The sequence below is a fragment of the Eisenibacter elegans DSM 3317 genome, from assembly GCF_000430505.1.
GTDB classification, from domain to species: Bacteria; Bacteroidota; Bacteroidia; order Cytophagales; family Microscillaceae; genus Eisenibacter; species Eisenibacter elegans.
Genome location: NZ_AUMD01000011.1, coordinates 143,118 through 168,317, shown reverse-complemented (window position 1 = coordinate 168,317; position 25,200 = coordinate 143,118). Strand labels below are relative to the sequence as shown.

At 47.9% G+C, this 25,200-nt stretch carries 19 protein-coding genes; 2 read left to right on the top strand and 17 right to left on the bottom strand.

Annotated features, from left to right (window positions below; genetic code table 11):
- Nucleotides 1-235: 235 nt before the first annotated feature.
- From G499_RS0101390 to G499_RS0101375, 4 genes are all read right to left on the bottom strand, one after another.
- Complete coding sequence (locus G499_RS0101390) at nucleotides 236-3,235, bottom strand: glycosyltransferase family 117 protein (RefSeq protein WP_026998460.1); 3,000 nt, start codon at nucleotides 3,233-3,235, stop codon at nucleotides 236-238.
- Nucleotides 3,236-3,428: 193 nt separating this feature from the next.
- A complete protein-coding gene (locus G499_RS0101385) occupies nucleotides 3,429-5,288 on the bottom strand; it encodes an OmpA family protein (protein WP_161627665.1) in 1,860 nt (619 codons plus the stop codon).
- Between the two features lie 124 nt (nucleotides 5,289-5,412).
- Nucleotides 5,413-6,600: a type III PLP-dependent enzyme domain-containing protein gene (locus tag G499_RS0101380; RefSeq protein ID WP_211231574.1), complete on the bottom strand. Its 1,188-nt coding sequence runs from the start codon at nucleotides 6,598-6,600 to the stop codon at nucleotides 5,413-5,415.
- Nucleotides 6,600-7,880 (bottom strand): D-arabinono-1,4-lactone oxidase, encoded by a 1,281-nt coding sequence (locus G499_RS0101375; RefSeq protein ID WP_026998457.1) that lies wholly within the window; start codon nucleotides 7,878-7,880, stop codon nucleotides 6,600-6,602. Before G499_RS0101375 ends, G499_RS0101380 begins: the two co-directional genes overlap by 1 nt.
- Nucleotides 7,881-8,438: 558 nt before the next feature.
- Here G499_RS0101375 and G499_RS0101370 point away from each other — a divergent pair.
- The gene (locus G499_RS0101370; protein ID WP_026998456.1) at nucleotides 8,439-9,914 is read left to right on the top strand and encodes a SpoIIE family protein phosphatase; all 1,476 of its coding nucleotides are present in this window, start codon (nucleotides 8,439-8,441) and stop codon (nucleotides 9,912-9,914) included.
- Nucleotides 9,915-10,078: 164 nt separating this feature from the next.
- Here the strand turns inward: G499_RS0101370 and G499_RS20800 are convergent, their stop codons facing one another.
- From G499_RS20800 to G499_RS0101325, 9 genes are all read right to left on the bottom strand, one after another.
- Complete coding sequence (locus G499_RS20800; RefSeq protein WP_051295813.1) at nucleotides 10,079-11,053, bottom strand: DUF6089 family protein; 975 nt, start codon at nucleotides 11,051-11,053, stop codon at nucleotides 10,079-10,081.
- A gap of 84 nt (nucleotides 11,054-11,137) precedes the next feature.
- Nucleotides 11,138-11,482 (bottom strand): DUF3817 domain-containing protein, encoded by a 345-nt coding sequence (locus G499_RS0101360; protein WP_026998455.1) that lies wholly within the window; start codon nucleotides 11,480-11,482, stop codon nucleotides 11,138-11,140.
- Between the two features lie 12 nt (nucleotides 11,483-11,494).
- Nucleotides 11,495-12,787: a rod shape-determining protein RodA gene (gene rodA, locus G499_RS0101355; protein ID WP_026998454.1), complete on the bottom strand. Its 1,293-nt coding sequence runs from the start codon at nucleotides 12,785-12,787 to the stop codon at nucleotides 11,495-11,497.
- Between the two features lie 3 nt (nucleotides 12,788-12,790).
- Nucleotides 12,791-14,836, bottom strand: a complete 2,046-nt coding sequence (gene mrdA / locus G499_RS18280; RefSeq protein ID WP_081413587.1) for a penicillin-binding protein 2 — start codon at nucleotides 14,834-14,836, stop codon at nucleotides 12,791-12,793.
- Nucleotides 14,833-15,342, bottom strand: coding sequence for a hypothetical protein (locus tag G499_RS0101345; RefSeq protein WP_026998453.1), 510 nt, complete (start codon nucleotides 15,340-15,342; stop codon nucleotides 14,833-14,835). The genes mrdA and G499_RS0101345 overlap by 4 nt, the downstream gene beginning before the upstream one ends.
- 6 nt (nucleotides 15,343-15,348) lie before the next feature.
- Nucleotides 15,349-16,203, bottom strand: a complete 855-nt coding sequence (gene mreC, locus G499_RS0101340) for a rod shape-determining protein MreC (protein ID WP_026998452.1) — start codon at nucleotides 16,201-16,203, stop codon at nucleotides 15,349-15,351.
- Between the two features lie 160 nt (nucleotides 16,204-16,363).
- Entirely contained in the window at nucleotides 16,364-17,392 is a 1,029-nt protein-coding gene (locus G499_RS0101335) for a rod shape-determining protein (protein WP_026998451.1), read from the bottom strand.
- Between the two features lie 51 nt (nucleotides 17,393-17,443).
- On the bottom strand, nucleotides 17,444-18,970 hold the full coding sequence (gene purH, locus G499_RS0101330; RefSeq protein ID WP_026998450.1) for a bifunctional phosphoribosylaminoimidazolecarboxamide formyltransferase/IMP cyclohydrolase: 1,527 nt from the start codon (nucleotides 18,968-18,970) through the stop codon (nucleotides 17,444-17,446).
- A gap of 99 nt (nucleotides 18,971-19,069) precedes the next feature.
- Nucleotides 19,070-20,167, bottom strand: a complete 1,098-nt coding sequence (locus G499_RS0101325; protein ID WP_026998449.1) for a TerC family protein — start codon at nucleotides 20,165-20,167, stop codon at nucleotides 19,070-19,072.
- Between the two features lie 259 nt (nucleotides 20,168-20,426).
- Between G499_RS0101325 and G499_RS20795 the strand changes: the two genes are divergently transcribed.
- Nucleotides 20,427-21,266 (top strand): alpha/beta fold hydrolase, encoded by an 840-nt coding sequence (locus tag G499_RS20795; RefSeq protein WP_051295812.1) that lies wholly within the window; start codon nucleotides 20,427-20,429, stop codon nucleotides 21,264-21,266.
- Here G499_RS20795 and G499_RS0101315 read toward each other — a convergent pair.
- The 4 genes from G499_RS0101315 to G499_RS0101300 form a co-directional block, all read right to left on the bottom strand.
- Nucleotides 21,238-22,182, bottom strand: coding sequence for a DMT family transporter (locus tag G499_RS0101315; RefSeq protein WP_026998448.1), 945 nt, complete (start codon nucleotides 22,180-22,182; stop codon nucleotides 21,238-21,240). The genes G499_RS20795 and G499_RS0101315 overlap by 29 nt on opposite strands.
- A gap of 90 nt (nucleotides 22,183-22,272) precedes the next feature.
- Nucleotides 22,273-22,662 carry a SiaC family regulatory phosphoprotein gene (locus tag G499_RS0101310; protein WP_026998447.1) on the bottom strand — a complete coding sequence of 130 codons (390 nt, stop codon included), beginning with the start codon at nucleotides 22,660-22,662 and terminating at the stop codon, nucleotides 22,273-22,275.
- Nucleotides 22,663-22,697: 35 nt separating this feature from the next.
- Nucleotides 22,698-23,966 carry a PP2C family protein-serine/threonine phosphatase gene (locus G499_RS0101305; RefSeq protein ID WP_245576623.1) on the bottom strand — a complete coding sequence of 423 codons (1,269 nt, stop codon included), beginning with the start codon at nucleotides 23,964-23,966 and terminating at the stop codon, nucleotides 22,698-22,700.
- A complete protein-coding gene (locus tag G499_RS0101300) occupies nucleotides 23,935-25,188 on the bottom strand; it encodes an ABC transporter permease (protein ID WP_026998445.1) in 1,254 nt (417 codons plus the stop codon). Before G499_RS0101300 ends, G499_RS0101305 begins: the two co-directional genes overlap by 32 nt.
- Between the last annotated feature and the right edge of the window lie 12 nt (nucleotides 25,189-25,200).

Genomic DNA, 25,200 nt, shown 5'->3' with positions numbered 1-25,200 from the left:
AGGGGAGATTATTTATTGAACAGTTCACGCCACTGAACATTTTTGGGAAAGTAGCTTGGAACTCCGAGACAAGCGGAGGCCTCATTTGGGGATAAAACGAAACTTAGCCCACATTTTTAACTATGGAGTTTGAAAAATATAGCAGTGTGGCCTGCGAAAAACTCCTAAAACCAACAACCCCCTCAGTGCTTATATAGCTTGAGGGGGTTATTTATTGATTGTCCAACCGTGCTTTCTAGTTGCTCAAGCGCGTGCTTTGGGTATTGAGAATGGATTCGTAGCGTTTGGCTACTTCTTCTTGTCCTTCGCGGCGCATAATATCAGCCAACTGCCCAATGATAGAGAAATTAATGCGGACTTCATACTCGTCGAAGCGGTTGCGGCTGGCAAGATACGTAATCATCTCATTGGCACGGCGCACCATCGTATCTGCTACCTTGATTGCTTTTTCGGTTTCCCCTACCTTGAGCAATATACTCACCAACGGCGGGGTGTAGAAGTCGTAGGGGTGCGCCTCGTCGGGCAATACTTCAAAAGCTTTGTTGATGACTTCTTTGGCCTTATCTGGTTTGCCTTCGCGAATCAATTGGCTAGAGAGCTGATAAAACGCATTGCGCAAGCCCAACGGGAAAGAACGATAAGTATCGCTATAATACACATTAGGGTTGTTTAGCTCCCGATAGTGGAAGTTTTTCATCATATTCTCATACATCAGTTCGCTATTCACATAACCATTGCGTGCACCTTGTATTCTGACAGGCATCAAGCGGTAGGCCAATCCCTCTTGTTGTAGGTACTCGTGCAAGTTGAGATAGCTAGAACGCCCCAGCGTTGTAGAGAAGTAAATAGGCCGTTTCCAGCCCTCGCGGTTGTTGGTCGCGATAAGGTCAAGCACCATCAAGTCGCTCTTGAAAAGGTCATTGGCTTCCAAGTCCCATACCATATAGCGTTGCAAGCCGGGCTTGAGGTTCTCAGGCACAAAGCCTTGTGCTACGATTGCCGCGCTGTCTAGCTCCAATACCATCCGCTTGGTAGGGAGGGTATTGAGGGTTACGGTGCGGAAATTCACACGGACGAGGTTATTATTTTCGCGAATGAGCTGGATATAGGTCTCTAGGTTCATCCCGTTTTGGCGCAGCGCCTGAAGCCTCGCCGGGTCGATATTGGGGTGTTCTTCGAGATAAGGAACTTGGTCGTTGGTGCCTTCGATAAAGTTTTCGTATTCCAAAGAAATCGGTAGCGCTTCTGACTCATACACAGGGCGCTTCATCTGCTTGATGTACCAATCAGTACCTAAGAGGCTGAGGTTACAGACCCGCACATCTGTGCGGAAGCCTTCTACATCCTGCACATACCACAGCGGGAAGGTATCATTGTCTCCACCAGTAAACAAGATGGCATTGGGTGCGCAGGAGGCGAGTAGGTTACGGGCAGAGTCTACAGAATAGTAGCGGTTTTGGCGGTTGTGGTCATCCCAACCCTGTTGCCCCATGAGCACTGGCGGGATAAGGCTCAGGACTATGGCAATTGCCGCTGCCGGCAGCGGCAATTTGATGGCCTTTAGCAAGAGGTCATACAAAAACATCACCCCTAGGCCTATCCATATCGCAAAAGCATAAAAAGAGCCGACATAGATATAGTCCCGTTCTCGTGGTTCTACGGGTGGGGAGTTGAGGTAGATGATAAGCGCCACACCAGTCAAGACAAAGAGCATTCCGGTCATAAAAGTCAGCCGTGGGCTGTGCATACTGAGGTATACCAAGCCCAAGATGCCCAATATCAGTGGTAGGGCATAAAACTGGTTGCGGGCTTTGTTGGTGGCTATCAGCTCGGGTACATCCTTGTTGCTGGCAAATGGCGAGAGGACTCCTGCGCCTTCGTAGTCGCTTTCGCGCCCCACAAAATTCCACCCAAAGTAGCGCCAATACATATGCCCTAGCTGGTGGGTAAAGAAGAAATACAGATTTTGCCCCATACTTGGGTGCTCGCCTTGCGGCACATTGATAAAGTTGGCATAGAGCTGCTTGTGATTTTCGGAGCGGCTGTATACCCTAGGGAAGAGCATTTTGTGGTCAAATTCATTGACTGTGCGGTAGTCATAGATTTCGTATTTGCCCGACTCATTGTTTTTACGGTATTTGGCTGCGCCGCGCTTTTGGTCTACAAGCCGGGAAGTATATACCGGTCCGTACATCAGCGGTCGATCGCCATACTGCTCACGCTTGAGGTAATATACCAAGCGCATAATATCGCTAGGGTCATTTTCGTTGATGGGCGGGTTGTGTAACGCACGTACCGCAATGACCCCATAAGATAAATACCCAATCAGGATAAAGGCCAAGCAAAGTAAGCTGGTATTCAAAATAGGTTGTTGGCGCTGTTGGCTTAGCCAAAGCCCAAAAACTAGCGCTCCCAGCACAATTAGTATAAACAAGCTGATACCTACTCCAAAGCCCGTACCTAGGGTATTGACAAAGAATATTTCAAAGTTTCCGGCCATCGTAGGCAGCCCTACGATTACGCCTTCGAGTACAATGCCGATAATCACCAACCCGACAAACAAGGCGATGCCCACACCCACGAGGTTGGGCTTGGGATATTTTTTATAATAATACACCAAGGCCAAGGCAGGCAGGGTAACCAAGTTGAGGATGTGTACCCCGATAGAAAGCCCCATCATATAGGCCGTCAGGATGAGCCAACGATTGGCTAGCGCCTCATCATCGATTCTGTCCCACTTCAAAACAGCCCAAATAACAAAGGCCGTAAAGAATGAGGACATTGCATATACTTCGGCCTCTACTGCCGAAAACCAAAAGGAGTCTGAAAAAGTATAGGCCAATGAGCCTACAACCCCTGCCCCCATCAGGGCGATGATTTGCCCAAAGTCTGGGCTATCTTGTTGGGGGTGTGTAACCTTGAGTACCTTCAGGCCGATGAGGGTGATGGTCCAGAAGAGGAACAAAATCGTCAGACCACTATACAACGCCGAAGAGACATTGACCCAATAGGCCACTGTGAGTGGGTCGGAGGCCAAGAGCGAAAACAAGCGGCCTGTAAGTAAGAAAAACGGCGCTCCGGGAGGGTGAGGTACTTGTAGGCGGTAGGCCGATGCGATAAACTCGCCACAGTCCCAAAAGCTGGCTGTCGGCTCTAAGGTCAATAAGTATACTAAGGTAGCCAACCCAAACATCACCCAACCGGTGATGTCATTGATACGGGTGAATTGTTGCATAATGATTTGGTTTTCAATCAATAAGAATAGCTTATTGCCACTTGAATGATTGCTAAAACGGGGCAATGTTTGTATTTACACCCGCGAAAATAGCAAATATTACTGAAGGTAAGCCAAGTCATTGCGTTAAAAGTTGTTAAGCCAGTAGGCAATACCCCTCCAGACAGCAGATACACGAAGCTCACCCAGTGTATCAGAGGATGGTAAACTCAATCCGGCGGTTTTTGGCACGCCCTGCCTCGGTGCTGTTGTCGGCGGCGGGCTTGGTAGCTCCATACCCTTGAAAGCGCAGCCGTTCGGCAGCAATGCCTGCATTGATGAGGTATTCATACACAGCCTTCGCCCGGTTGATAGAAAGTGCCTGATTGGCTTCGGCAGTCCCCACATTGTCGGTATGGCCAGAGATTTCGCCACGCAATGCCGGGTTTTGTTGCATAAACTTGACCAACTCATCAAGCGCAGCCTTAGATTTATCCTGTAGGGCATACTTGCCGGTTTCAAAAAAGATATTTTCTAACACGAATACCGTTCCGGCCTCGATAGGGTCGAGGGGAATGTCCATCTCCAAAGGCTGTGGGTTGTCTTCGAGTACATAGTTGAAGGGCAGACTTTTGAAAGTAAAGCCTTCTTTCCGTACTTGTAGGGCATACTCTGCGCCAGCATTGAGCACTATGAGGTATTCGCCTGTTTGCGCATCTGAGCTTACCAAGGCCTGCCGTTGGTTGTTATTGATATCTATCAGCTCGATACGGGCGGCAAGTTTCTCCTTTGTTTTGGCATTGTATACCATTCCGCGCACATAGTTGGTCTTGATGCTGGGGCGAACCTCTTCGGGTACGTCCAACTCGTGTAACACACTGCTCACAATACGCCGCCCCTCAAAACGCTCTACAGAATAATAGCCCTTCTGCCCGTCGGCAGTGATGAAAAGGCCTATTTGGTCTTCGTGGGTGTTGATGGGGTAGCCTAGGTTACGTACTTCTCCCCATTGTTCGTTTTCCCAATCGGCAGCATAGAGATCAAAGCCGCCATAACCGGGATAGCCTTTGGAAGCAAAATAAAGCACACGCCCGTTGGCGTGTAAGAAAGGGGCTACCTCGTCTTCGGGGGTATTGAGGGCGCTCACATTGACGGCCTTGCCCCAGTCGCCGTTTTCGTCCATACGGCTCATCCATATATCATTGCCGCCTTTGCCCCCACCTCTGTTAGAGACAAAGAAGAGGGTCTTGCCATCGGCAGATAGTGTAGGATGCGACTCCCAGGCCGCAGTATTTACCCCCGGCCCCATATTGACGGGCTTCGACCAAGTGTCGCCTTCTTTGAGACTGACATATAGGTCGCATTTGCCATAATTTTCTTTGTTGGGGTCTTCGCAGGCCGTAAACACCAACACCTTCCCATCGCCCGAAATAGAGCAAGAACCTTCGTTGTTGGGGGTGTTGATATTGCCCGAAAGCGATTCGGGAGCAGACCATTGGCTACCGTTCCAATAGCTGCGATACATATTTTCGTCGCTGCGCTCTTGGGCGCGAGCAGTAAAGATGAGTTGCTTGCCGTCGGCAGTCAGCACGGGGAAGTATTGCACAAAAAACTGATTGATTGGCGCAGGCAGCGGACGGCTCTGATAGTTGAGCGGCTGCAGCATCCCTTTGCGGGCATAGGCCACATCGGCTATTGTTTTACGCATCAGGCGGTTGGCGGCTTCGTCTTTACTGCCGAAGCGCAAAAATTGCTGCGCCAAGGTCTCTGCTTCGGCATATTTGCCCTCACTCATTTCTTTATGAAGCATCAAAGGATAAGCGGGCGCAAAGCGTTTGTCGTTGGGCAGGAGGCGGATTGCCTCCGCAAAGGCCGGATACATCGAAGGGCGCTCAAACAACTGATGAATGACCCCAATCTTATAATATGCCTCGGCAAAGCGCGCATCTTTCTCGATGGCCTTGCGGTAGGCGGCTTCGGCTTGGTCAAATTGACGAGCTTTGACTAGGGCATTGCCCGATTCATAGGCTTTGATGGCGGCCTTGTTGTTGGTACTATACTCCTGAGCGTGCACAAGTACCCCTTGGCACCAACACCAACAAAGAGCTATGAAAAATAAATTGCGTATGGTCATATCAAAAAACAGTAAGCAGGTTTTGGAGCAAGTTAATAAATATTGGCCACAATGCAGGCAGCACTCACCCAAAAGCCTGCCCTTCGCCCCGATAGGTAGGTACGGTACGGAGTTGGTCGCCGTCGAGCAAGTACAAATGATTGAAATGTTCGCAAAGCTCGCCAGCCTTGGCGTGCCGCAAAAACACCGGGTCGCCTATTTGTAAGTTGGTAGTTTTGTCAAACACAATAGGAGTTTGAACCTCTCCTGCACCTTCGGTAGAGAGCAGCTTGCCCCCTTGAGGTAGGTAAACAACGGGGGCTTTGATAGGCGCTACCCCGCCAGAGGCTGTAAAGCCGCCTCCGTGGCAGGTATACATCCCGTCTTTGGGCTGACGCACTACTTGGATGCCATAAAACAAGGCCGGACTGAGCGAAAAAGCTTGGTAATAGTCAAACAAATGTGGCGTATAAAACCCTGAGCCAATCGTGATTTCGGTAACGGCGGACTCTAGGGTAGTGGTTTCGGCGCTGCCTGTTCCCCCACCGTTGACAAAGCGCAAGTCAAAACCCATGGAGGCAATCAAATCTACCGCCTCTTGTCGCAAACGACGGGCTTTTTTGACAGACTTTTGCTTGAGCCACTGCACAACACTGTTTTTCAACGCTTGTCCTTTGAGCTTATCGCCCAATCCTGCTACCTGGGCCTCATAGCCCATAATCCCATCTAGGCGCAGGTAATCTAGGCCGGACAAATGCTTGAGTACAGCCTCTAGACACTGTATATTGCCAATGCGCGAGCGCCATACGCCAAAGTGTAGCGGGCCATAATCGGAAGACATATCGATATCTAGGCATACAGGCAACTGTATTTGGTGTTTTTTACCAGCTTCGTTGAGTAGGTCCAGATGTACCTCCAAATCAGCCATAAAGCAGATATAAGCTCCGTTGGCCACGGCCTTGGCCATCCGTTCGAGCAGCCCGGGGTCTACTACAGGGTAACCCAACAGCAGGTTGTCAAAGCCGGCTTGTAGCAAGAAAAGGGTTTCTTCGCCGTGGTAAGTCATAACTCCCTCAAACTGCGGGTCGTAGGCCAATAGCTCCCGCATCACTTCTGTACAACGGATAGACTTGGAAGCAATCCGTACTTTCTTGTCTTTGGCTCTGTCGAGATTTTGTTGGCAATTTTGGCGCAGCAGTTCCATATCTACACAAGCATAGGGAAAAGACAGCCCTTGGAGTTTTTCTTTGTAATAAGGGTAGGTTTTCATCATTAGCCGAATAGGGTTTGGAGATAAGGACTAAGAAAAATGCCTTCAGGATCTTGTTCCTGACGGATGCGTCGGAAGCGGTCAAACTCTGGATAGCGGGCTTGTAGTTCTTCTTGGCCAAGGGTATGCATCTTGCCCCAGTGTGGCCTCCCTTGGTAGGCCTTCATAATTTCTTCGAGGGCTGTAAAATAAGGCTTGAAGTCCTTTTTGTGGTATACGTGTGCGGCAATGTAGGCCGAGTCGCGCCCATAAGCAGGGCTGAGGTAGATGTCATCTCCTTTGACAAATCGGTTTTCGAGTGGAAAAAGTATTGTTTTATTATGTTTGTTAATCCAATTGACCAACTCTTTTTTGGCATCCAAATAGGCTTCTATAGGGAGGTTGTACTCCATTTCATTGAAACGTACGATACGGCTAGTAGAAAATACTAATCCGCTCTCGTTTACCTTTTTGAATGGGCTGACAGTACTGGCAGCAAATCGGCTCAGCCGATGTGTCAGAGAGGGAAAATAGTAGGAAGTATCGCAAATCATTTTGAAGGCATAGTTTTCGAGCAATACCTCTTGGAAATAATCTTTGAACGAGCGTTTGTCGGCTGGCTCTTGGGTCAGCTCTATGCGTTTGCTGAGCACATAGGGCGTGTTGGGAAACCAATAAAACTCAAAATTACGACAGCTTTGGTTGATTTCCTGATAGCTGCTGAGCACCTCCTCTAGGGTTTCTTGTTTGATGTGGAGAGCCAAGCGATAGCTGGGTACACATTGCAGAGTGATTTCGGTCAAGATACCCAAGGCTCCCAAAGACACTTGGGCAGCTTTGAACAACTCGGGGTTTTCGGTGGGTGAGCAACTGAGCAACTGCCCTTGTCCATTGATGAGCTTGAGCCGCACTACTTGGGTACTCAGATTCCCAAAAGCTGTCCCTGTGCCGTGTGTGCCCGTACTGATGGCTCCGGCAATGCTCTGAACATTGATGTCGCCTAGGTTTTCCAACGCCAGCCCTTCCTTGGCCAGCAGCTCGTTGAGGAGGTGTAGCTTTGTCCCAGCCTTGACAGTGGCCTGCAACCGCTCTCGGTCGATAGAGATTAGGCCTTGGTATTTGTCTAAAGAGATTTGGATACTGTCGGTAACGCAAAGCGGCGTAAACGAATGAGCCGAACCAATGAGCCGAATGTTGTGCTTTGTAGCTAACGCTTTTTGAACCAAGGCCACCAAGGCCGCTTCTGTTTCGGGATAGGCCAACTCCGAAGGATTCCAGCGCAAATGTGTAGACCAGTTTTTCATAATTCTTGTATTGAAGTAGTACTCACAGGTATGCAGGCTTTTTAGTTTTTCTGTGATGTAGACACTAAAGTTATCATAAATCCCCTTAGACACGAATTATCCGGAATTTTTTTTGGATACTTTTAGCGTTTGCCTGGTTTTGGGTACTAGAGGCAAGTAATCAAGCCCTGCTTTCTAAATAAGCCAAACGCTTGACCACACCTCACGCATCCTTTGAACACCTCCCATTGCTCGTAGAATCTCATCAAGGATATTATACTTGGAATATCGGTGTTTTAAAAAAATGTGCTGACCAAGTAGTGAATGGCTATCAAATATTTACTGTCTTGTACTACCGGGCAACTCAATATCCTCTTCTGAGTACATACCCAAAATCATGCATCCGCACCAGAATTAATACACTGATAATCAATGGCTTAATATGATAAATAAGATACTAAGCCCAGTAAGTATATTTGCTTTGGCAAAACAAGATATATTATGTATCTTTCAAAACATTTGCGTTTTGACAAATTATCTGTGTTAATTCATCTACTTTTGGAACTACCATCATCAATTATGACTCACCAAACCAAAGGTTCGGGTACTTTTACTTATCCAACCAGAGTGGTAGCATACTTAGCCAACCTAGGGCTGACAGGCATCTTTCAACACAGCATGGGGTATCCTAATGCTTTGTGGTGGTTTTTTGTAGGATGGTGCTTGATATACCCACACCTTTTTTGGATAGTTTATACCCAAGCTCAAAACAAAGGCTTGGTAGAGCGCAGTGCGTTAAGTATTGATATTTTTATGGTTGGTATTGCTTGTAGTATACTACATTACAGCTATCTACCTAGTATCATTATCTTTATCACAATCAGTACAACTATACTGATGATTGGAGGGGTAAACCTCCTTATGTGGGGTTTTGTCTGGGTAGTGTTAGGGGGGCTTATCGGAGGACTAGCCACAGGTTTTGCTTGGGTTGGAGAGGCTGATAGACTTTTACAGTTGAGTAGTAGTGTGTATCTCTTGTTATATAGCTATTTTTTTGGGTATATGAACCATCAAGGGGTGATTGAAGTAAAGCGAAACCGTGCCAAAATTCGCGAAGCCCATCAACAATTGGCCAAACAAACAATACTCATACAAGAGCAGGCAGAACATTTGCGTGACAAAAATGATGAAATAGGGGCTCAGTCAGAAGAACTACAGCAAACCAATGAAGAACTCCTTGTCATGCTTGATATGCTACACAAACAAAAAGAAGAGTTAGATTTCAAAAACAACGCCCTGACAGAAAGCATCACCTATGCCAGCAGGATACAAGTAGCAACACTACCCAGTGAAAATACTTTGCATCGGATACTTGGCCCGCATTATTTTATATTTTTCAGACCAAGAGATATTGTCTCTGGAGATTTTTACTATTGCGTTCTCAAAGACGAGCATATTGTATTGGCAGCAGTGGATTGTACAGGCCACGGGGTACCGGGAGCATTTATGAGCCTTATTGGTAATGACCTACTCAATGATATTATTCTGAATCGGGGGGTTTTACAGCCAGCCCAGATTCTTGAACAACTTCACGAAGGAGTACAGCGAGTTTTACAACAAAAGGAAACCAATAACTATGAAGGTATGGAGATTGCACTGGTTGTCATCCCTCCTGACAAAAGGCATATCCATTTTGCTGGAGCAAAAAGACCTTTGGTGTTCTGTAAATCTGGCGAACTACAACAACTCAAGGGCTCTTCTACCCCTATCGGAGGAGCACAATATTTTGGCCGGACTGCCTTTGAACAACATACGCTTCCAGTTAACTCAGATACTTGGATTTACTTGTTTTCCGATGGGTATCAAGATCAATTTGGTGGTAAGAATAATAAAAAGTTAGGCAGCGCCCAACTCCGCCAATTGTTTTTACAAATTCATCAGTTCCAAGCTAGAACACAAGCAGAAAAATTACAGACACACCTCACCCAATGGACGAATGCCTCATCGGAAAACCAAGTAGACGATATTTTAGTGATAGGACTGAAAGTAGCCTAATACTCCCGACAAGTTTGTAGGTACTATCTTAAAATCTAAGCAACAAATAACCATCACGTTCTTATCAAACCCTACTCAATCAAAATTAGCTTGGAGAGTGTATACAGGAGGGGCGCTTGATAATCAAGAAAATCAAACCCTATGACTCCTCAAATTTGGTGGATTTAATAGGTCGTACGTCGGTTTTTGTAAAACTGTGGGCATTTCAGCCCTGTATCCAAGAAAAATGCCAGCCTTATAGTGGTAAAGAGATACAGGTCTCGTTGGAAATTCCCACGTACTGTGCCGGGCTGAAACCCGTTGAGTGTAGCATAGCTACCACCATTCCGCCCATCATAAGTAAGCAATCCATATTGGTTTACCAAGGCCTGTAGATCTCGCTCCCCACCACGCCGATTGCTAGACGCTAGGGTTCGGTTATGAAGCCTTTGTGCCAAGGGGCTAGCCAGCTCTGAAGCATCCGCATAGCGTCCTCCTACATCATCGATATAGTCAGACTGTACAAAGCGCAGCCCCGTTTCGATAGAGAGGTCAAAGCGGTCTCCTAAGCTAAAGGTAAGCCCTCCGCCCAACGGAAGGGCAAGCAATACTTTGGAATAAGGCTGGGCATAGCCAGGTTGGCCTTGGCCTTCGGTACGGAGGGGCTGTAGCTCTACCCACTCCCCTTCGATGCGGGCTTTGGGGTTATGATGTATGAGGGCTATCCCCCCAAAAACATAGGGCCTTACCGCCCGTCGCTGGTCATAACGCCCATAGCTAGGGAAAATCTCATACACACCGACCAAGGAAAGCTCCTTAACATCGTTGCGAAAGTGTAGGTTGCGCGCATAAAAAGCAGTATTGGGGTCGGCTGCCGCATCATCTGCTAGGAGTCTTCCCCAGAGTAGTTCGAGCCTGGTGTGCCAATGGGCGCTGAGTTTACGGCTTACAAAGGCGCTCAAGCCGGGGCGCGTATGGGCTACAGTGCTGTATACATCTCCAAAATAATTCATTGCCCCTATCGAAACACCTCCGGTTACATACCCCTCCACATAATATGGGTTACGGGTATTGGCATAACCCCCACGTTTTTGGGCTTGCAGCGGCAGGGTGGTGAGGCAGGCCAAGCATAAACCGAAAAGCAAAAATAGGATCCGCATGAGATGAAATGTTGGTGATCAATGTCTGGCGATGTGTGAAGAAGTGGGCGTGTTTTACAAACAAGCGCCTACCTAATCCATAACTCAACGAGATATAGTATTGGTATGTGTTTGGGCTTGTTGTGCCGCTTTTATTTCTCGCCTGAGGGCACGCTCTACGAAAAAGGGAGCTATAGGCACTACAGCGCTGAGCGCATAAAGCGATAGCCGTTCCAAAGGCCATCGACACTGCCAAGCCGCCCAAGCAATTGCTCCCAGATACCATACAAAAAGCAGGCCGTGTGCCCAACCTACTAGTTTTACGGCCTCGGGTATTTGCCATACATACTTGAGAGGCATCGCTATGCCCAAAAGTACGACAAAAGAAATCCCTTCGATAAGCCCCAAAAGAGCAACATGGCGCAGGGCATTGAGTTGTGTTGAGGTCATCTGTTGTGGGTTTTAGGTTCGCTTAAACATCTGTACCCGATGAGCATCGAGCTTGAGCAAAATAAACAAAAGTATCGAAAACGCAATCAGGGAGGACCCGCCATAGCTGAAGAACGGCAGCGGAATCCCTACTACAGGAAACAGCCCGATGGTCATCGAAATATTGATGGTAAAGTGAAAAAACAGAATGGAGGCTACACCGTAGCCATATACCCGCCCAAAGGTATCGCGTTGGCGCTCAGCGATCATCACTACCCGGTAGAGAAGGGTCATAAACAACCCCACAGTCATCAGGCTGCCTAGCCAGCCATATTCTTCGCCCACAGTACAGAAGATAAAGTCGGTACTTTGCTCCGGCACAAAGTTAAACTTAGTCTGTGTGCCTTTTAGGAACCCCTTGCCCCAGATACCACCGGAGCCGATGGCTATCTTGGATTGGTTGACATTCCAAGCCGCACTCAGTCTGGCTGCATCATTTTCGGGATCCAGCAATACCATAATACGGTCGCGGTGATAGCCTTTGAGCACATTCTGCACCACATACTCTACACTAAAAACAAAGAAAATAGAAGACAAGGCCACCAAGGCCGCAATGGTAAAGGGGGCGATTTTGTCTTCAAAATAATAGGTAATGAGCAGGATTGCTGCCAATAACAAGATCAAGATGCCGATGGTGATATAAATGGGCTCAAAAATAAGTGCCAAGACAAAGAGCAACACAAGAATCAACCGGCCAAAGAAGAGCCAATGTGGCATCCCTTCTCGATACAACACCAAGGCAAAAGACGCAAATACCATTGCCGAACCAAGATCGCCTTGTAGCAAAATCAGTCCCGCCGGAAACCAGATAATGGCTTCTGCTATGACGAGCTGCAGGCGGTTGGTCATCTTGATGTTGATCCCGCTGAGGTACTTGGCTAAGGCTAGCGCTACCGCCAGTTTGGCAAATTCGGCAGGCTGAATTTTGACAAAGCCTATCTGAAACCACGACTTCGAGTTGTTGGTAACCGACCCAAAAACCAATACGCCAAATAACAATACCACGGCTCCTAAATAGACAAAATAGGCCGCTACCTCAAAGGTGCGGTAATCGATGACCATAATCACTGTAATAATAATCAACGAGACCCCTATCCACAGCACCTGTTTGGTCGCGTTGAGCGAGAGGTCAAAAAACGGCGTAACACTGTCAGGCTGATGGATGGCGGCAAAGATATTGAGTACGCCCCAACAAACACAGAGTACATATATCAGGGCGGTGAGGGTGTCGAAGCTACCGCGTAGGTATGGGCTTTTAGGAGTCATAAGCTATTGGCCTGTCGTATGGTAGAGGGCGGGGTGGTGATGCCCTTCGTGTTGATGTTCGGGTTTGCGGAGGTCAAGCCTGCGGGTAGTGGTATTGTCGGGCTGCTCTGTGGGGGCACTTTGTTGCTCGGGGTCGCTGTCTTCGCTTCTGAAAGAACGTCGGGGTGCAGGCCCTAGGAGCTGCTCCGGCTTGGGCTTGGTATAGCGTGTGATGATGTTTTGGGTAAAGCTTGCCGCCATCATTTGTTCTTCTACGTGTTTGCGCTCTACTTTGCGTTTGAGGTATTTTTCGATGACCAAGCTGGCGATAGGTGCAGCCACTACCCCCCCAAAGCCGGCATTTTCTACATACACCGAAATGGCAATCTTGGGATTGTCACGCGGGGCGAAGGCAATATAAATCGAGTGGTCTTCGCCGTGAGGGTTTTGGGCAGTCCCTGTTTTACCACAAATTTCGATATCAGGAATACTGCCCGTGAACGCTACAGTACCCGCCCTGACGGCATCGCGCATACCGCCAATGACCAATTCGTAGTGGGCTATATCGATGCCCGTTTCGCGTTTTTGGAGATATTCGGGGCGTTTGGTACTGTCGCGCCCGATAGATTTGACCAAGTGTGGGGGGTAATAATGCCCTTTGTTGGCAATAATGGCAGCCACATTGGCCATCTGTACAGGCAAGATTGACATCTCGCCTTGCCCTATCCCCAGCGAGTATATATTGCTAAACTGCCACTTCCCTTCGCCGTGTTTGCGGTTATAGAAGTTGAAGTCAGGGATAAACCCGGTTTTGGTGTTGGCCAAATCCAAGCCTATCTGTGTACCCAACCCAAAGCGCTGCATATATTCTGTCCAACGCTCAAAGCCTATCTTACCGTCACCGTCGGGAAGTTCGCGCCAAGTACTGTCAGTAGTTCGGACAATCTTGTTCTGATAGATAATACGGCGCAATACCTTGAAATAATAAGGGTTACACGAGTATTGAATCGACTGGTGTACGTTGGCCGGTGAGGGGTGTCCGTGGCATTTTACCAAGCCTTGGTCGCAGCTCAGGCGTGTTTCGGGCTGTAATACTCCCTCTTGCAGGCCTACCAAGGCCTGTACTACTTTGAATGTAGACCCCGGCGGGTATACGGCCATCACAGGGCGGTTGAAGAGCGGTTGGTCTTCTGCATTGACCAACTTGGTATAGTTTTTTGAGTATTTGTTGCCCACCAGCAAGTTAGGGTCATAACTTGGAGCCGAGACCATCGCCAGTACCTCACCCGTAGACGGTTCTATGGCCACAATACTGCCACGTTTGTTGGCCATCAGCGCCTCTGCATACTGTTGTAGCTCTAGGTCTATGGTCGTTACAAGGTCTTTGCCGGCTTGAGCCAAGGTGTCATAGCGCCCTCCTTGATAAGCCCCTTTGGTAGCCCCATTGACATCTACAAAGAGGTATTTCACGCCCACACGCCCGCGTAGCTCCTCCTCATAGGATGCCTCCAAGCCGCTGATGCCGATAATGTCGCCGGGCTTGTAGTAGCGCCCTGAGTCTTGTTGTAGTTTGCTCTTGCTGATTTCGCCGGTGTAGCCCAATACGTGCGCCAAACTACTGTGAGGATAAGAGCGGATGGTCTTGAAATCAACAAAAAAACCTGGAAAATTGATGAGTTTGTCCTGAATTTCGGCAAACTCTGTCTGCGAAAGTTGGCTGATAAAGGTAGTAGGGCGGCGGGGAGAAAGACTTGCCCGCTTCATTTTTTCCAAAAATTCTTTCTTCGAAATCTGAAATAAGTCACACAAGGCCGCCGTATCGAGGTAGCGCACCTCCTTGGGCAAGACCATAATATCGAAGTTGGGCTCATTGGCCACCAAGAGCTTGCCATAGCGGTCATATACCAGCCCGCGATGTGGATAAATCACCATCTTCTGAATGGCGTTTTGGTCTGCTTTGAGTCGGTAGCGCTCATCCAGCACTTGTAGGCTGAAAAGACGCATTAAGAATATAGCACCTACCAAGAAAAACAAACCAACAATCACCCAACGTCTTGACTCATTATTCATAGTTTAGCTTTTTTAGGCACATACAAGAATTGTACTATCATCACTACCGTAAAGGTAAACAAAGTGCTTGCCACAACCCGCAGCAACGAGGCAAAGAAGCGGCTCATATCGGCGGTCTCTATCAAGACTACCAGCAGGCTATGGATAAATATCAGGCTCAGGGAATAGAGGCCAAAAGCGCCATTGCCCATTACCTCTCGCGAAAACTCTTGGCTACGTTCACGCTGCGCCACCAAGTTGGCAATATAGGGCCGCAGGAACATCACCAATACACAGGCACTGGCGTGTGTGCCCCAAGTATTTTGGAAAATATCCACCACCAAGCCTATCAAAAAGCCAACAGCCTGCGCAAGGCTGTGGTCAGTTTCTTTGGGTAAAGTCAACAAGAAGGCCACATATAAATAACAAAAAGCCAACTCGAAAAGTACCAAGTTGCTCACAAAAAACACCTGCAAAGCGGCATACACCACAAACGAGATAAGGTAGGTAAATACGGTACTGCTCATAATGGGTTAGCGTACATTGTCTAAATATTCGACTGTGGCCTGCTCTAGTGAGTCTTGCTCACTTTTGCGCAGGTATTTGATAACATAAACATAGGTCAGCGTATTGAAGTCGGTGCTGAGCCGAAGGTCTACATCGTGGAAGGTTTCGTTGGGCTTTACTTCCAGTTTGTGAATTACGCCAATGGGCAAATCAGGGGGGAATACCGCATTGTGCCCAGAGGTCAATACTGTATCACCGACCTGTATTTTGTAATGGCTTGGCATATGCATCAGTTTGGCATAGAGCGGACTGTTGCCCTCCCATTTCACCGAGCCGATGTTATTGGTATTTTTGATAGCTGCCGATACCCAAGTACGCGAATGGAGTAAGGAGGAAATTGTGGCAAAATGCTCCGAACACATTTCGACCTTGCCTACAATGCCCTTGGGCGAAATCACCCCCATCCCCGGGCGGATGCCGTCGGCGCTGCCCTTGTTGATGGTCAGATAGTTATTACTGCGGTGTGTCGAATTACGCACGACCTTGGCTGGAATAAACTCATACTCGCTCTGAAGCGTAGTATCATAAGAGGCATATTCGCGCAACTTAAACTCGTCTAGGAGCTGTCTTTGTTTGTAGAGCTGATAGCTCAAACGGGCGTTTTCTTCGGCTAGTTGGCCACTGATATGTTTGAGTCTAAAAAACTCCCGAAGGTTATTGCTTACATACAGCGTGCGCGCCGAGCTTTCGTCCAATACGCGCCCTAGCCAACTACGGTACGAACTGTGGTTGCTCGACAGCAACACAAAACACAATAACTGCAAGCTGATAAACACCAGCAAGCTTCGGTAATATTGCAAAAAATCAAGTAATGCGCGCATATCAGCTAATCAGCAACAACAGAGCCTCTAAAAACGGTGTCAAATGAAATAAGTGCTTGTTCAAAACGAGTTTGCTACCCACAACCATAGCACCAAACCGGTGTAGACCTGCTAGGCCTACACCTAATGGTTTGTCTTCTATGAGCTGTGTGTCAAATGACTAGGTAATCAACACAGACTTAAACATCTCCAGATTTTTGAGGGCAATCCCTGTTCCACGTACTACGGCGCGGAGGGGGTCATCGGCAATATGGATTGGTAACTTGGTTTTGAGGGCCAAGCGCTGTTGTAGCCCACGCAAGAGCGCCCCACCGCCGGTGAGGTAAATCCCTTTGCTGTAGATATCAGCAGAAAGCTCCGGTGGAGACATTTCGAGCGTCTTCAAAATAGCGTCTTCAATCTTAGAAATAGACTTATCTAGCGAGAAGGCAATTTCAGGATAGCTGACCTTGATTGTCTTCGGGATACCCGTCATCAAGTCACGCCCTTTGGCATCAAAATCTGCCGGCGGATTATCCAATTCTGACAAGGCCGAGCCTACCTCTATCTTGATTTGCTCTGCGGTACGCTCCCCAATCAAGATATTGTGTTGGCGGCGCATATAATCTACAATATCGCGCGTAAACACATCGCCGGCAATCTTGATAGACTGCTCACAGACAATCCCCGATAGGGCAATCACGGCAATCTCGGTAGTACCCCCACCGATATCTACAATCATCGACCCGATAGGCTCTTCGATATTGATGCCGATACCGATGGCCGCAGCGATAGGTTCGTGAATCATATATACCTCACGAGCGCCTGTGTGCTCACAAGAGTCTTTTACGGCGCGTTTTTCTACCTCTGTAATGCCCGAAGGAATACAGACAATCATACGGTATGAGGGGGTAAATAATCGATTGCTGCCTTGTTGGAGCATCTTGATCATCCCACGAATCATCTGCTCGGCGGCTGTAAAGTCGGCAATAACCCCGTCTTTCAGTGGGCGGATAGTCTTGATATTTTCGTGTGTTTTTTCGTGCATCATCATCGCCTTTTTGCCGATGGCCAATACCTTGTTGGTTACACGGTCGATAGCGATGATAGAAGGCTCATCCACGACAATTTTATCCTTGTGGATAATGAGGGTGTTGGCGGTGCCGAGGTCAATGGCTATTTCCCCCAAAAATAAATCTCTTAGTCCCATTTCATCAAGGTTTTCAAATGCTGAGTATTTTGTTTAATGTGTAAGTGCTTTTTAGTGCTTAAAATGCCGTATACCGGTAAATACCATCGCTACTCCGCGTTCGTTACAGGCATCTATCGAGGCCTGATCTTTGACAGAGCCTCCAGGCTGAACAATTGCCTTGATGCCGGCGGCGGCGGCAATCTCGACACAGTCGGGGAAAGGGAAAAAGGCATCCGAAGCCATCGCCGCGCCTTGGGTATTGAAGCCGAAGCTTTCGGCCTTGGCTAGCGCTTGCTTGAGCGCATCTACGCGTGAGGTTTGCCCTACACCGCTGGCCAGCATCTGCTGGTCTTTGGCCAATACGATGGTGTTTGACTTGGTGTGTTTGGCTATTTTGGCGGCAAAGAGCAGGTCTTCGGTTTGGTCGGCAGTAGGAGCTGTGGTCGTAACTACCTGTAAGTCCTGAGCCAGTTCGCTGCGTTGGTCTTTGTCTTGCCATAGTAAGCCATTGAGCAAGGTTTTTACCTGTGTGCCTTGGGGTAAGGCTTGTTTTTGGCGAAGCAATATCCGGTTTTTCTTCCCACTGAGTAGCGCTAGGGCTTCGGGGGCAAAATCCGGTGCTATCAACACTTCAAAAAACAAGCTGTTCAATTCTTGTGCCACCTCCATATCTACAGGGCGGTTGGTAGCGATTACGCCACCAAAAGCCGATACAGGGTCTGCGGCAAGAGCGCGTAAATAGGCTTCTTTGGGAGTGTTGCCCAAGGACATCCCACAGGCGTTGGTGTGTTTGATGATGGCATAGGCTGTCGTGTCAAACTCTTCGACCAAGGCCACGGCTGCGTCCACATCTACCAAGTTGTTGTAAGATAGTTCTTTACCGTTGAGCTGCTCAAAAATCTCTTCCAGCGCACCATAAAACACCCCACGTTGGTGAGGGTTTTCGCCATAGCGTAGGCTGCGCGCCTGAGGGTAACTGGCTTTGAAGCTGGCGCTGGCCTTGGTTTGTTGGTTGAAATAATTGAAAATAGCCGAATCATAATGCGACGATACGTCGAAGGCAAAAGTGGCAAAGCGTTGGCGTGTGGCCAAATCAGTGGCTCCGCCATTGGCCTGAAGTACTTCGTAGAGCGCTTGGTACTGCGCCTGTGAGGCAACAATGAGCACATCGCGAAAGTTTTTGGCTGCCGCACGAATGAGCGATATACCGCCAATATCAATTTTCTCGATAATGGCTGCTTCATCAGCTCCCGAGGCTACGGTTTGCTCAAAAGGATAGAGGTCTACAATCACCAAGTCAAGCGCCGGAATGTCATATTGAGCGGCTTCGGCTTGGTCGTTGGCTTCTTCGCGACGATACAGGATTCCGCCAAAAATTTTGGGGTGTAGCGTTTTGACACGCCCCCCAAAAACAGAGGGATAGCCTGTTTGGGCTTCTACTGCTTGTACGGGTATTTGCAGCGATTCGATGTACGTCTGTGTACCGCCGGTAGAGTATAACGTTACGCCTTGTGCGTGTAGTAAACGGATGATTTGTTCCAGCCCCTCTTTGTGATATACGGAGATGAGCGCCGAGTTTATTTTTTTGTGTTGCATCGGGATTTTGAAGAAGATAGCTATCCTTAACAGCACGCAAAAATAGACAATTTTACGAGAAACCGACGGGCAGGGTTCTAAAATTTTGGCTTTTTTGAGTTAGGGGCGGACTTCTTCTTCTGAAGGAACAGAGGCTACCGGCAACTGCACTTTTTTGGGGGGGAACACCAAAGACAAGATGATGCTAGTCGCTAAAATTCCCAAGATAATGATGAGCGAATGGTAAGTTTTGAAGCCTATGGGCTTGAGCACATAATCATAGGCAATCATCTTGAAGCCGATAAACATCAACAAGAACGAAAGACCCGTCTTCAGATAGTGGAAGATGTGCATAATATTCGACAAGAAGAAGAACATCGAGCGCAGCCCCAAGATGGCGAAGATATTGGAAAAGAAGACGATGTAAGGATCTTTGGTAACGGCAAAGACCGCCGGCACTGAGTCAATGGCAAAGACCAAATCCGTAAACTCGATGATAATCAATACCACAAAAAGCGGTGTAATCATCGTTTTGCCGTTTCTCAGAATAAAAAACCGTTCGCCCACATAGCGCGGGAATACCGCAAAGTAGCGCGACACCAATTTGACTATCTTGTGGTTTTGCGGGTCTATGGTGTCATCTCCTTTATTGAACAGCATTTTTGCCCCCGAAAAGAGCAAGAACACTCCAAAAAGGTACAGTATCCAGTGCGCCTTTTGGATAAGCGCCGAGCCGGCAAAGATGAAGGTAAAGCGCATAATAATTGCTCCCAAAATCCCCCAAAACAAGACTTTCTTGAAATATAGCTCCCGCACACCAAAGGAGGCAAAAATCATAATGATCACAAAGATATTATCAGCAGAAAGAGAGTACTCCAGTAGGTAGCCCGTCAAAAACTCAAGTGCTAGGTTACTACGATAGTTTTGGAGGCTGCTTTCAAATGTTTGAGGGCTGATTTTCACCTCATCATCGTCGTGGTAACGCTCGATAATTTGGGTCAGTTTTTCATAACTGTCTATATCGTGGATGATATGCCCGTGGAAATAAAGTACAGTATAAAAGCCTAAGGCCAAACTAATCCATACGGCGCTCCAGATACCGGCTTCTTTAAAGGAAATTACGTGCTGCTTGCGGTTGAGCACGCCCAAATCTAGGACGAGCATCGCCGTTACAAAAAGCAGGAATGTCGAAAAAAACAAAAACTCGTTGATACTCATTTACTTACAATTAACTCCTTTGCAATCGGTAATTAGGTTGAGGGCAAAATTGATTTATTGGTCGGGCTGTGATTGGGTGGCCAACAATTGTTGGGTTTAATGGACTTTTGGATACAAAACACAGTTGAAGCCTGTATTGTTGAAGGGTTTTTGGACAAGAGCAACAAAGGATTGTTACTTTTGTACAAAGTTACCTCCGTTTTACCTATAAACCAAATAAGGGGGTTTTCCTTGGTTTTAATCGATAGCAACACAAGTGATGAACTGTATCTCACGGAAAGATATACAATTTTGTTACCAAACCTACGGTAGCGGTCAAAAAAAACTTATTGCTTTTCACGGAGTGGGGCAAGAAGCTACAGTGTTTGCCGCATGGGGAGAGGCTTTTGAGCAAAGATATACGATTTATGCGTTTGATGTATTTTTTCACGGAAAAAGTTTTTGGAATTGCCCAAAAACTTACTTAAGTACTGATTGTTGGCAATCACTCATCGAAGCTTGGCAAGCGAAGGTGGGCACAGAGACGTTTGAGGTCTTGGGCTTTAGTATGGGTTGCCGTTTGGCGGTAGCTACGGCAGTATTATTTCCTCAGCAGGTCAAGGCCTGCTACCTGATTGCGCCAGAAGGGCTGCCTCCTAGGTGGGTTTATCGTTTGGCTACTGGCTCTTGGTTGGGCAGGGGCTTATTTCTGAGTCTGATGCGGGCGCAGTGGCCTTGGCTACTCCTAGGGCGTTGGGCAACCTACCGCACTAAGAGACAACGTAAATTTTGGCTTTTTATTAGAGAACTTACACAAAAGCCTGCGCAGCGTTTACAGATATATCATACTTGGCTGCTGTTGCGTCGTTTTGGGGGATGGCTAAACCCGCTGGCCACACAAGCGGCTCAGGGGGCGATGTCGGTCTATATTTGTGAGGGTAGCCGCGACAAGCTAGTGCGCCCCCGCGACTTGCGCCGCTTGCGCCGCGCCCTGCCTGAGGCAGTATATCTTCGTTTTCGGGTGGGGCACGCCCCACTATTGGCCGCTAGCTTGAAGTACTTCACCCAACAAGGGCTACCGCCCCACAAGGCTAGTGAGGCATCTCAACGGCAGCCGTAGCCAGATTCTGTTTGCGCAAGCGTTTGCGCTCTTGGCGGCGCAGGTACATTCGGTCGAGATAGGGGTAGGCCAATACAGCCAACAAGATAATCAGTGTTCCGAGATAAAACCCTCCGGTCATCTTCTCAGATTCTCCAAAGATCATAAAGGCGAGAATAATGCCATATACAGGCTCTAGATTTACGGTGAGGTTGATGGCAAAGACCGAAAACTTCTTCATCAACTTGACGCTAAGGGTGTAGGCATATACCGTACATACTCCGGCCAGCACCAAAATCAGCATCCAATCCCAGCCCTGTGGAACGACATCAAAGCTATCGCCACCGCTGATATACGGATAAAATGGGATGAGTAGCAAGATACTCAGGGCAGCGCCAATCATTTCATAAAATGTAATGGCGTAGTGGCTGTGTTTGCGGATAAAGCGCCCATTGATTACGCCAAAGAGCGCTCCAAAGAAGGCCGAAGCAACGGCCATAATGCCGCCGATGATATGGTTGAACTCGAACAAGAAGATGACATACAGCCCCACAATCATCAGGAGGCCAAGCCCTATCTCATACCACTTGATAGGCCTGCGGTTGATGAGTGGCTCCAGCAAGCTAGTCCAGAGGGAGTTGGTCGCTACCCCCGCCAAGCATACGGAAATGTTGGCCACCTTTGCGGCAGCAAAAAACAAAATCCAGTGAGCCGCAATGATGGCTCCCGTTCCGAGGATATAGCCAAGGTCTTTGCGCGGCACATCAAAGGATTTGCGCGCCGCATACATAAACAAGCCCAACAACAAGGCCGCCCAAGAGGTGCGATGCAACACCAACGCGACGGCATCAATGCTAGTCAGACGGCCTATGACAGCCGTAAAGCCCCAAATAAGTACTATCAGATGAAGGAGCAGGTGGTCTCTTTTTTCAGGCATAAACTACCAACAAACAAAAGTGTCTAACAAGGTTTCAGGTTGGGGGGCAAAATACCCGAACATTACAATCAGTCGGCAAGCTACAACAATTTAGGACAAATCATCGGTAGGAATCATCTCAAAGCTCACTTTGGTGAAGGCCTTGAAATCCAGCCCGAGGTCATACATATCATCGTCATCTTCTTCGTAGTACCATTTTACGTGAATAGGATAAACAGGGTCTTGGATTTTCTCAAATAGTTGTAGCAATTGTGAGATAATGGCCGTAGTACTGGTGTTGATATACAAAAACATGAACGAGACTGTCATCCCAGATTTGGCCAGCTCACCTTGGTTTTGCTTCAAAAAATCGAACAATACCCGATAAAAAGCCTCACTGTCTTCGGGCAACGACACTCCCTTGATTTGCAAAAAAGCACGTTGGGCGCTAAAAGTGATTTCGGGAGTGGAGGCAGTTTCTTTGACAAATAAGTTTTCCACAGGGCTCTTGGTTGTTTGGTGATGGCAAGATACGGTTATTGATTGATAACCCTACAAGAGAGCAGGGTAATATCATCCACATATTCACAACTTTGCTTGAATGCGTTGATGGTTTGGATGAGGTTTTGGTGTAGGGCGCTGAGGGTGTCTTGGCGTTGGGTCTGCATAAAGTCTAGCAGTCTATCAAGGCCAAACTCTTCTCCTTGGGGGTTGCGCAGCTCCGTGATGCCGTCAGTATAGGCGACCAACAAGAAGTCGTTGAGCGTCTCGATAGTGGTTTCTTCCAAAAACGGCAGCGGGTGAAAAGCGCCCAAGACCGTCGTTCCTTTGTCGAGGGCTATAGGGTCTTCTTGGTGTTTAGCAAACAAGAAACCCGGGTTGTGGCCTGCATTGACATAGCTCAGGCTCCGGTTGTAGCGGTCGTATTTGGCCAACAAAAAGGTGATGAAATGGTCGCCACCGGAGTTTTGGTATATGAGATAGTTTAGCTCCTGTACAATCTGCTTGAGGTCTTGGGTTTGGCGTGCCAATGTACGCAGAGAGGCTTGGAAGTTGGACATCAGCAAGGCGGCTGGGATGCCCTTGCCCGATACATCAGCAATACAAAACAAGAAGCTGCCGTCGGCTAGGGGCAAGTAATCATAATAATCCCCCCCTACGAGGTCGTGGGGGAAATAGCTCGCCTCTACCTGTAGGTCGTCGGTGTAGGGCAGCGCCTTGGGGAAAAGCCCGGCCTGTACGCGCCCGGCAATATCCATTTCTTTTTTGTAGGCCTCTTGGCGAAGCTGCCTGCGGACAAGCTTTTTGTTTTCTACCGCCACAATAATCACATTACTGAGCGTTTGAACGAAGCGCGTGTCGAGTTGTTTTTCGAGGTCTTGAATCACTCCTCCCTTATTCTCCATAAATACATAGGCCAAGACCCGGTCTTTGTGGAAAACAGGGATAATCAAGTCAAATTCTCCAAAAGCAGGGTTTTGGAAGGTATAGTCGTCCGTGCTGACCATATCGCGCAGCTGGCTGATATGGTGATATTCTAGCGGGATATGCATAAAGTTGGCCTCTGTTCCGAAATTGACCTTACACTGCCAAGTTTCAGTGTCTTCCAACACATACATCGCCAACTTTTCGATGTTGAGGTTTGCGCGTAGCGTAAACTTATACATCATATACAGTGCATCTTCAGGCATATTATTATTAATCGCCTGAGTAATTTCGAGAATAGAGTTCAGCTCCAGCTCTATGAGGTGGAACTTGGTTCTAAACTTATCACTATTTTGCTGTACCTTTGGGGTCATATGCATCTCGTAAGCCATTCCCGAACAAATTAAAAGCCAATACCATCAAGCTAATACAGATACTCGGAAAGAGTACCAAGTAGGGATATGAGGTTACTGTTTTGAAGCCATCATTGACCATCGAGCCCCACGAGGGAGTTGGGGGCTGTACCCCTAAGCCCAAGAAGCTCAGGCCGGCCTCTATCAAGATAGCCGAGGCAAAGTTAGAGGTGGCCACCACTATCAGAGGTCCAATGATATTGGGCAATATATGCAAATAGATGATGTGGAGGTTGGTAAAGCCCAATGCGCGCGCTGCCTCCACAAACAACTTTTGCTTGATTTCCATAATTTGCCCCCGCACCAAACGGGCGATTTCGACCCAAGTAGTCAAGCCTACAGCAACAAAGGCCACCCAAATGCCCTTACTATTGAGCGCTAGGCTGATGGCTATTACCAAGACAATACCGGGGATAGACCAGACTACCGACATAAACCACATCACTATCGAGTCGACCCAACCGCCAAAGAAGCCAGCGATAGAGCCTAATGTAACACCTACCAACAAGGCAATAATCACCGAGACAAAGCCGATACTAAAAGAGATCCGTAGCCCCAGAATCAGCCGGCTGAGCAAGTCGCGTCCTTGGGAGTCTGTGCCGAGGAGGTATGTTTTTTCGCGAAGGCAATCTCGATAAAATTGGTCGATGACTTCTTTGCGGGTACGTGTTTTGACCTCTCCGTCTTCGTGGGTTTTGTAGGTTACGATATCGCCTTCTACCTTATAGATAGGTTCGGCATTATCTTCGTTAAGGGCTAAGTCCTCGATAAGGTCTATGATGGGCTTGGAATCTTCGATGTTGCCGTGGTCAAACAAGGTATAATACACAACCAAGTTTTGCTCATCAACCCGGTAAGAGGTAATGGGATAGGGTTTGTAATTGCTTGGCTGCCCCCAAATCATTTTGCTGAAAAACCCTCGTTTTTCGAACTCCCTCAAGTCTACTCGTTCGCGCAATAAAGTTACTTTGAACCCTGGTGGTTGGGTTTTGATTTCGATAGAGCCATCTACAGCGTTGGGGGTTTGGTCGGGCATAATACTATAGCCCAACAAGGCCACTACTCCCAATAAGAATACTATCCCCATCCCGATGACTGCTGGTGGGTTAGAAAAAAAACGTTTACGGATGTAGTAGTTGGGGGAGTGATGCTCTTCTTCGGCTGTATTGGCTTGTTTGCTTCTAAACATAAGTGGCGTTGC

What these genes read in the sequence shown, in the direction of transcription:
- G499_RS0101370 (WP_026998456.1), top strand. Translation starts at nt 8,439, where the DNA reads ATGACTCACCAAACCAAAGGTTCGGGTACTTTTACTTATCCAACCAGA.
- G499_RS0101305 (WP_245576623.1), bottom strand. Translation starts at nt 23,966, where the DNA reads ATGCATATGACCCCAAAGGTACAGCAAAATAGTGATAAGTTTAGAACC.
- mreC (WP_026998452.1), bottom strand. Translation starts at nt 16,203, where the DNA reads ATGCGCGCATTACTTGATTTTTTGCAATATTACCGAAGCTTGCTGGTG.
- G499_RS0101360 (WP_026998455.1), bottom strand. Translation starts at nt 11,482, where the DNA reads ATGACCTCAACACAACTCAATGCCCTGCGCCATGTTGCTCTTTTGGGG.
- G499_RS0101345 (WP_026998453.1), bottom strand. Translation starts at nt 15,342, where the DNA reads ATGAGCAGTACCGTATTTACCTACCTTATCTCGTTTGTGGTGTATGCC.
- G499_RS20795 (WP_051295812.1), top strand. Translation starts at nt 20,427, where the DNA reads ATGAACTGTATCTCACGGAAAGATATACAATTTTGTTACCAAACCTAC.
- G499_RS0101335 (WP_026998451.1), bottom strand. Translation starts at nt 17,392, where the DNA reads ATGGGACTAAGAGATTTATTTTTGGGGGAAATAGCCATTGACCTCGGC.
- G499_RS0101390 (WP_026998460.1), bottom strand. Translation starts at nt 3,235, where the DNA reads ATGCAACAATTCACCCGTATCAATGACATCACCGGTTGGGTGATGTTT.
- rodA (WP_026998454.1), bottom strand. Translation starts at nt 12,787, where the DNA reads ATGACTCCTAAAAGCCCATACCTACGCGGTAGCTTCGACACCCTCACC.
- G499_RS0101315 (WP_026998448.1), bottom strand. Translation starts at nt 22,182, where the DNA reads ATGCCTGAAAAAAGAGACCACCTGCTCCTTCATCTGATAGTACTTATT.
- G499_RS0101325 (WP_026998449.1), bottom strand. Translation starts at nt 20,167, where the DNA reads ATGAGTATCAACGAGTTTTTGTTTTTTTCGACATTCCTGCTTTTTGTA.
- G499_RS20800 (WP_051295813.1), bottom strand. Translation starts at nt 11,053, where the DNA reads ATGCGGATCCTATTTTTGCTTTTCGGTTTATGCTTGGCCTGCCTCACC.
- purH (WP_026998450.1), bottom strand. Translation starts at nt 18,970, where the DNA reads ATGCAACACAAAAAAATAAACTCGGCGCTCATCTCCGTATATCACAAA.
- mrdA (WP_081413587.1), bottom strand. Translation starts at nt 14,836, where the DNA reads ATGAATAATGAGTCAAGACGTTGGGTGATTGTTGGTTTGTTTTTCTTG.
- G499_RS0101375 (WP_026998457.1), bottom strand. Translation starts at nt 7,880, where the DNA reads ATGAAAAACTGGTCTACACATTTGCGCTGGAATCCTTCGGAGTTGGCC.
- G499_RS0101380 (WP_211231574.1), bottom strand. Translation starts at nt 6,600, where the DNA reads ATGATGAAAACCTACCCTTATTACAAAGAAAAACTCCAAGGGCTGTCT.
- G499_RS0101300 (WP_026998445.1), bottom strand. Translation starts at nt 25,188, where the DNA reads ATGTTTAGAAGCAAACAAGCCAATACAGCCGAAGAAGAGCATCACTCC.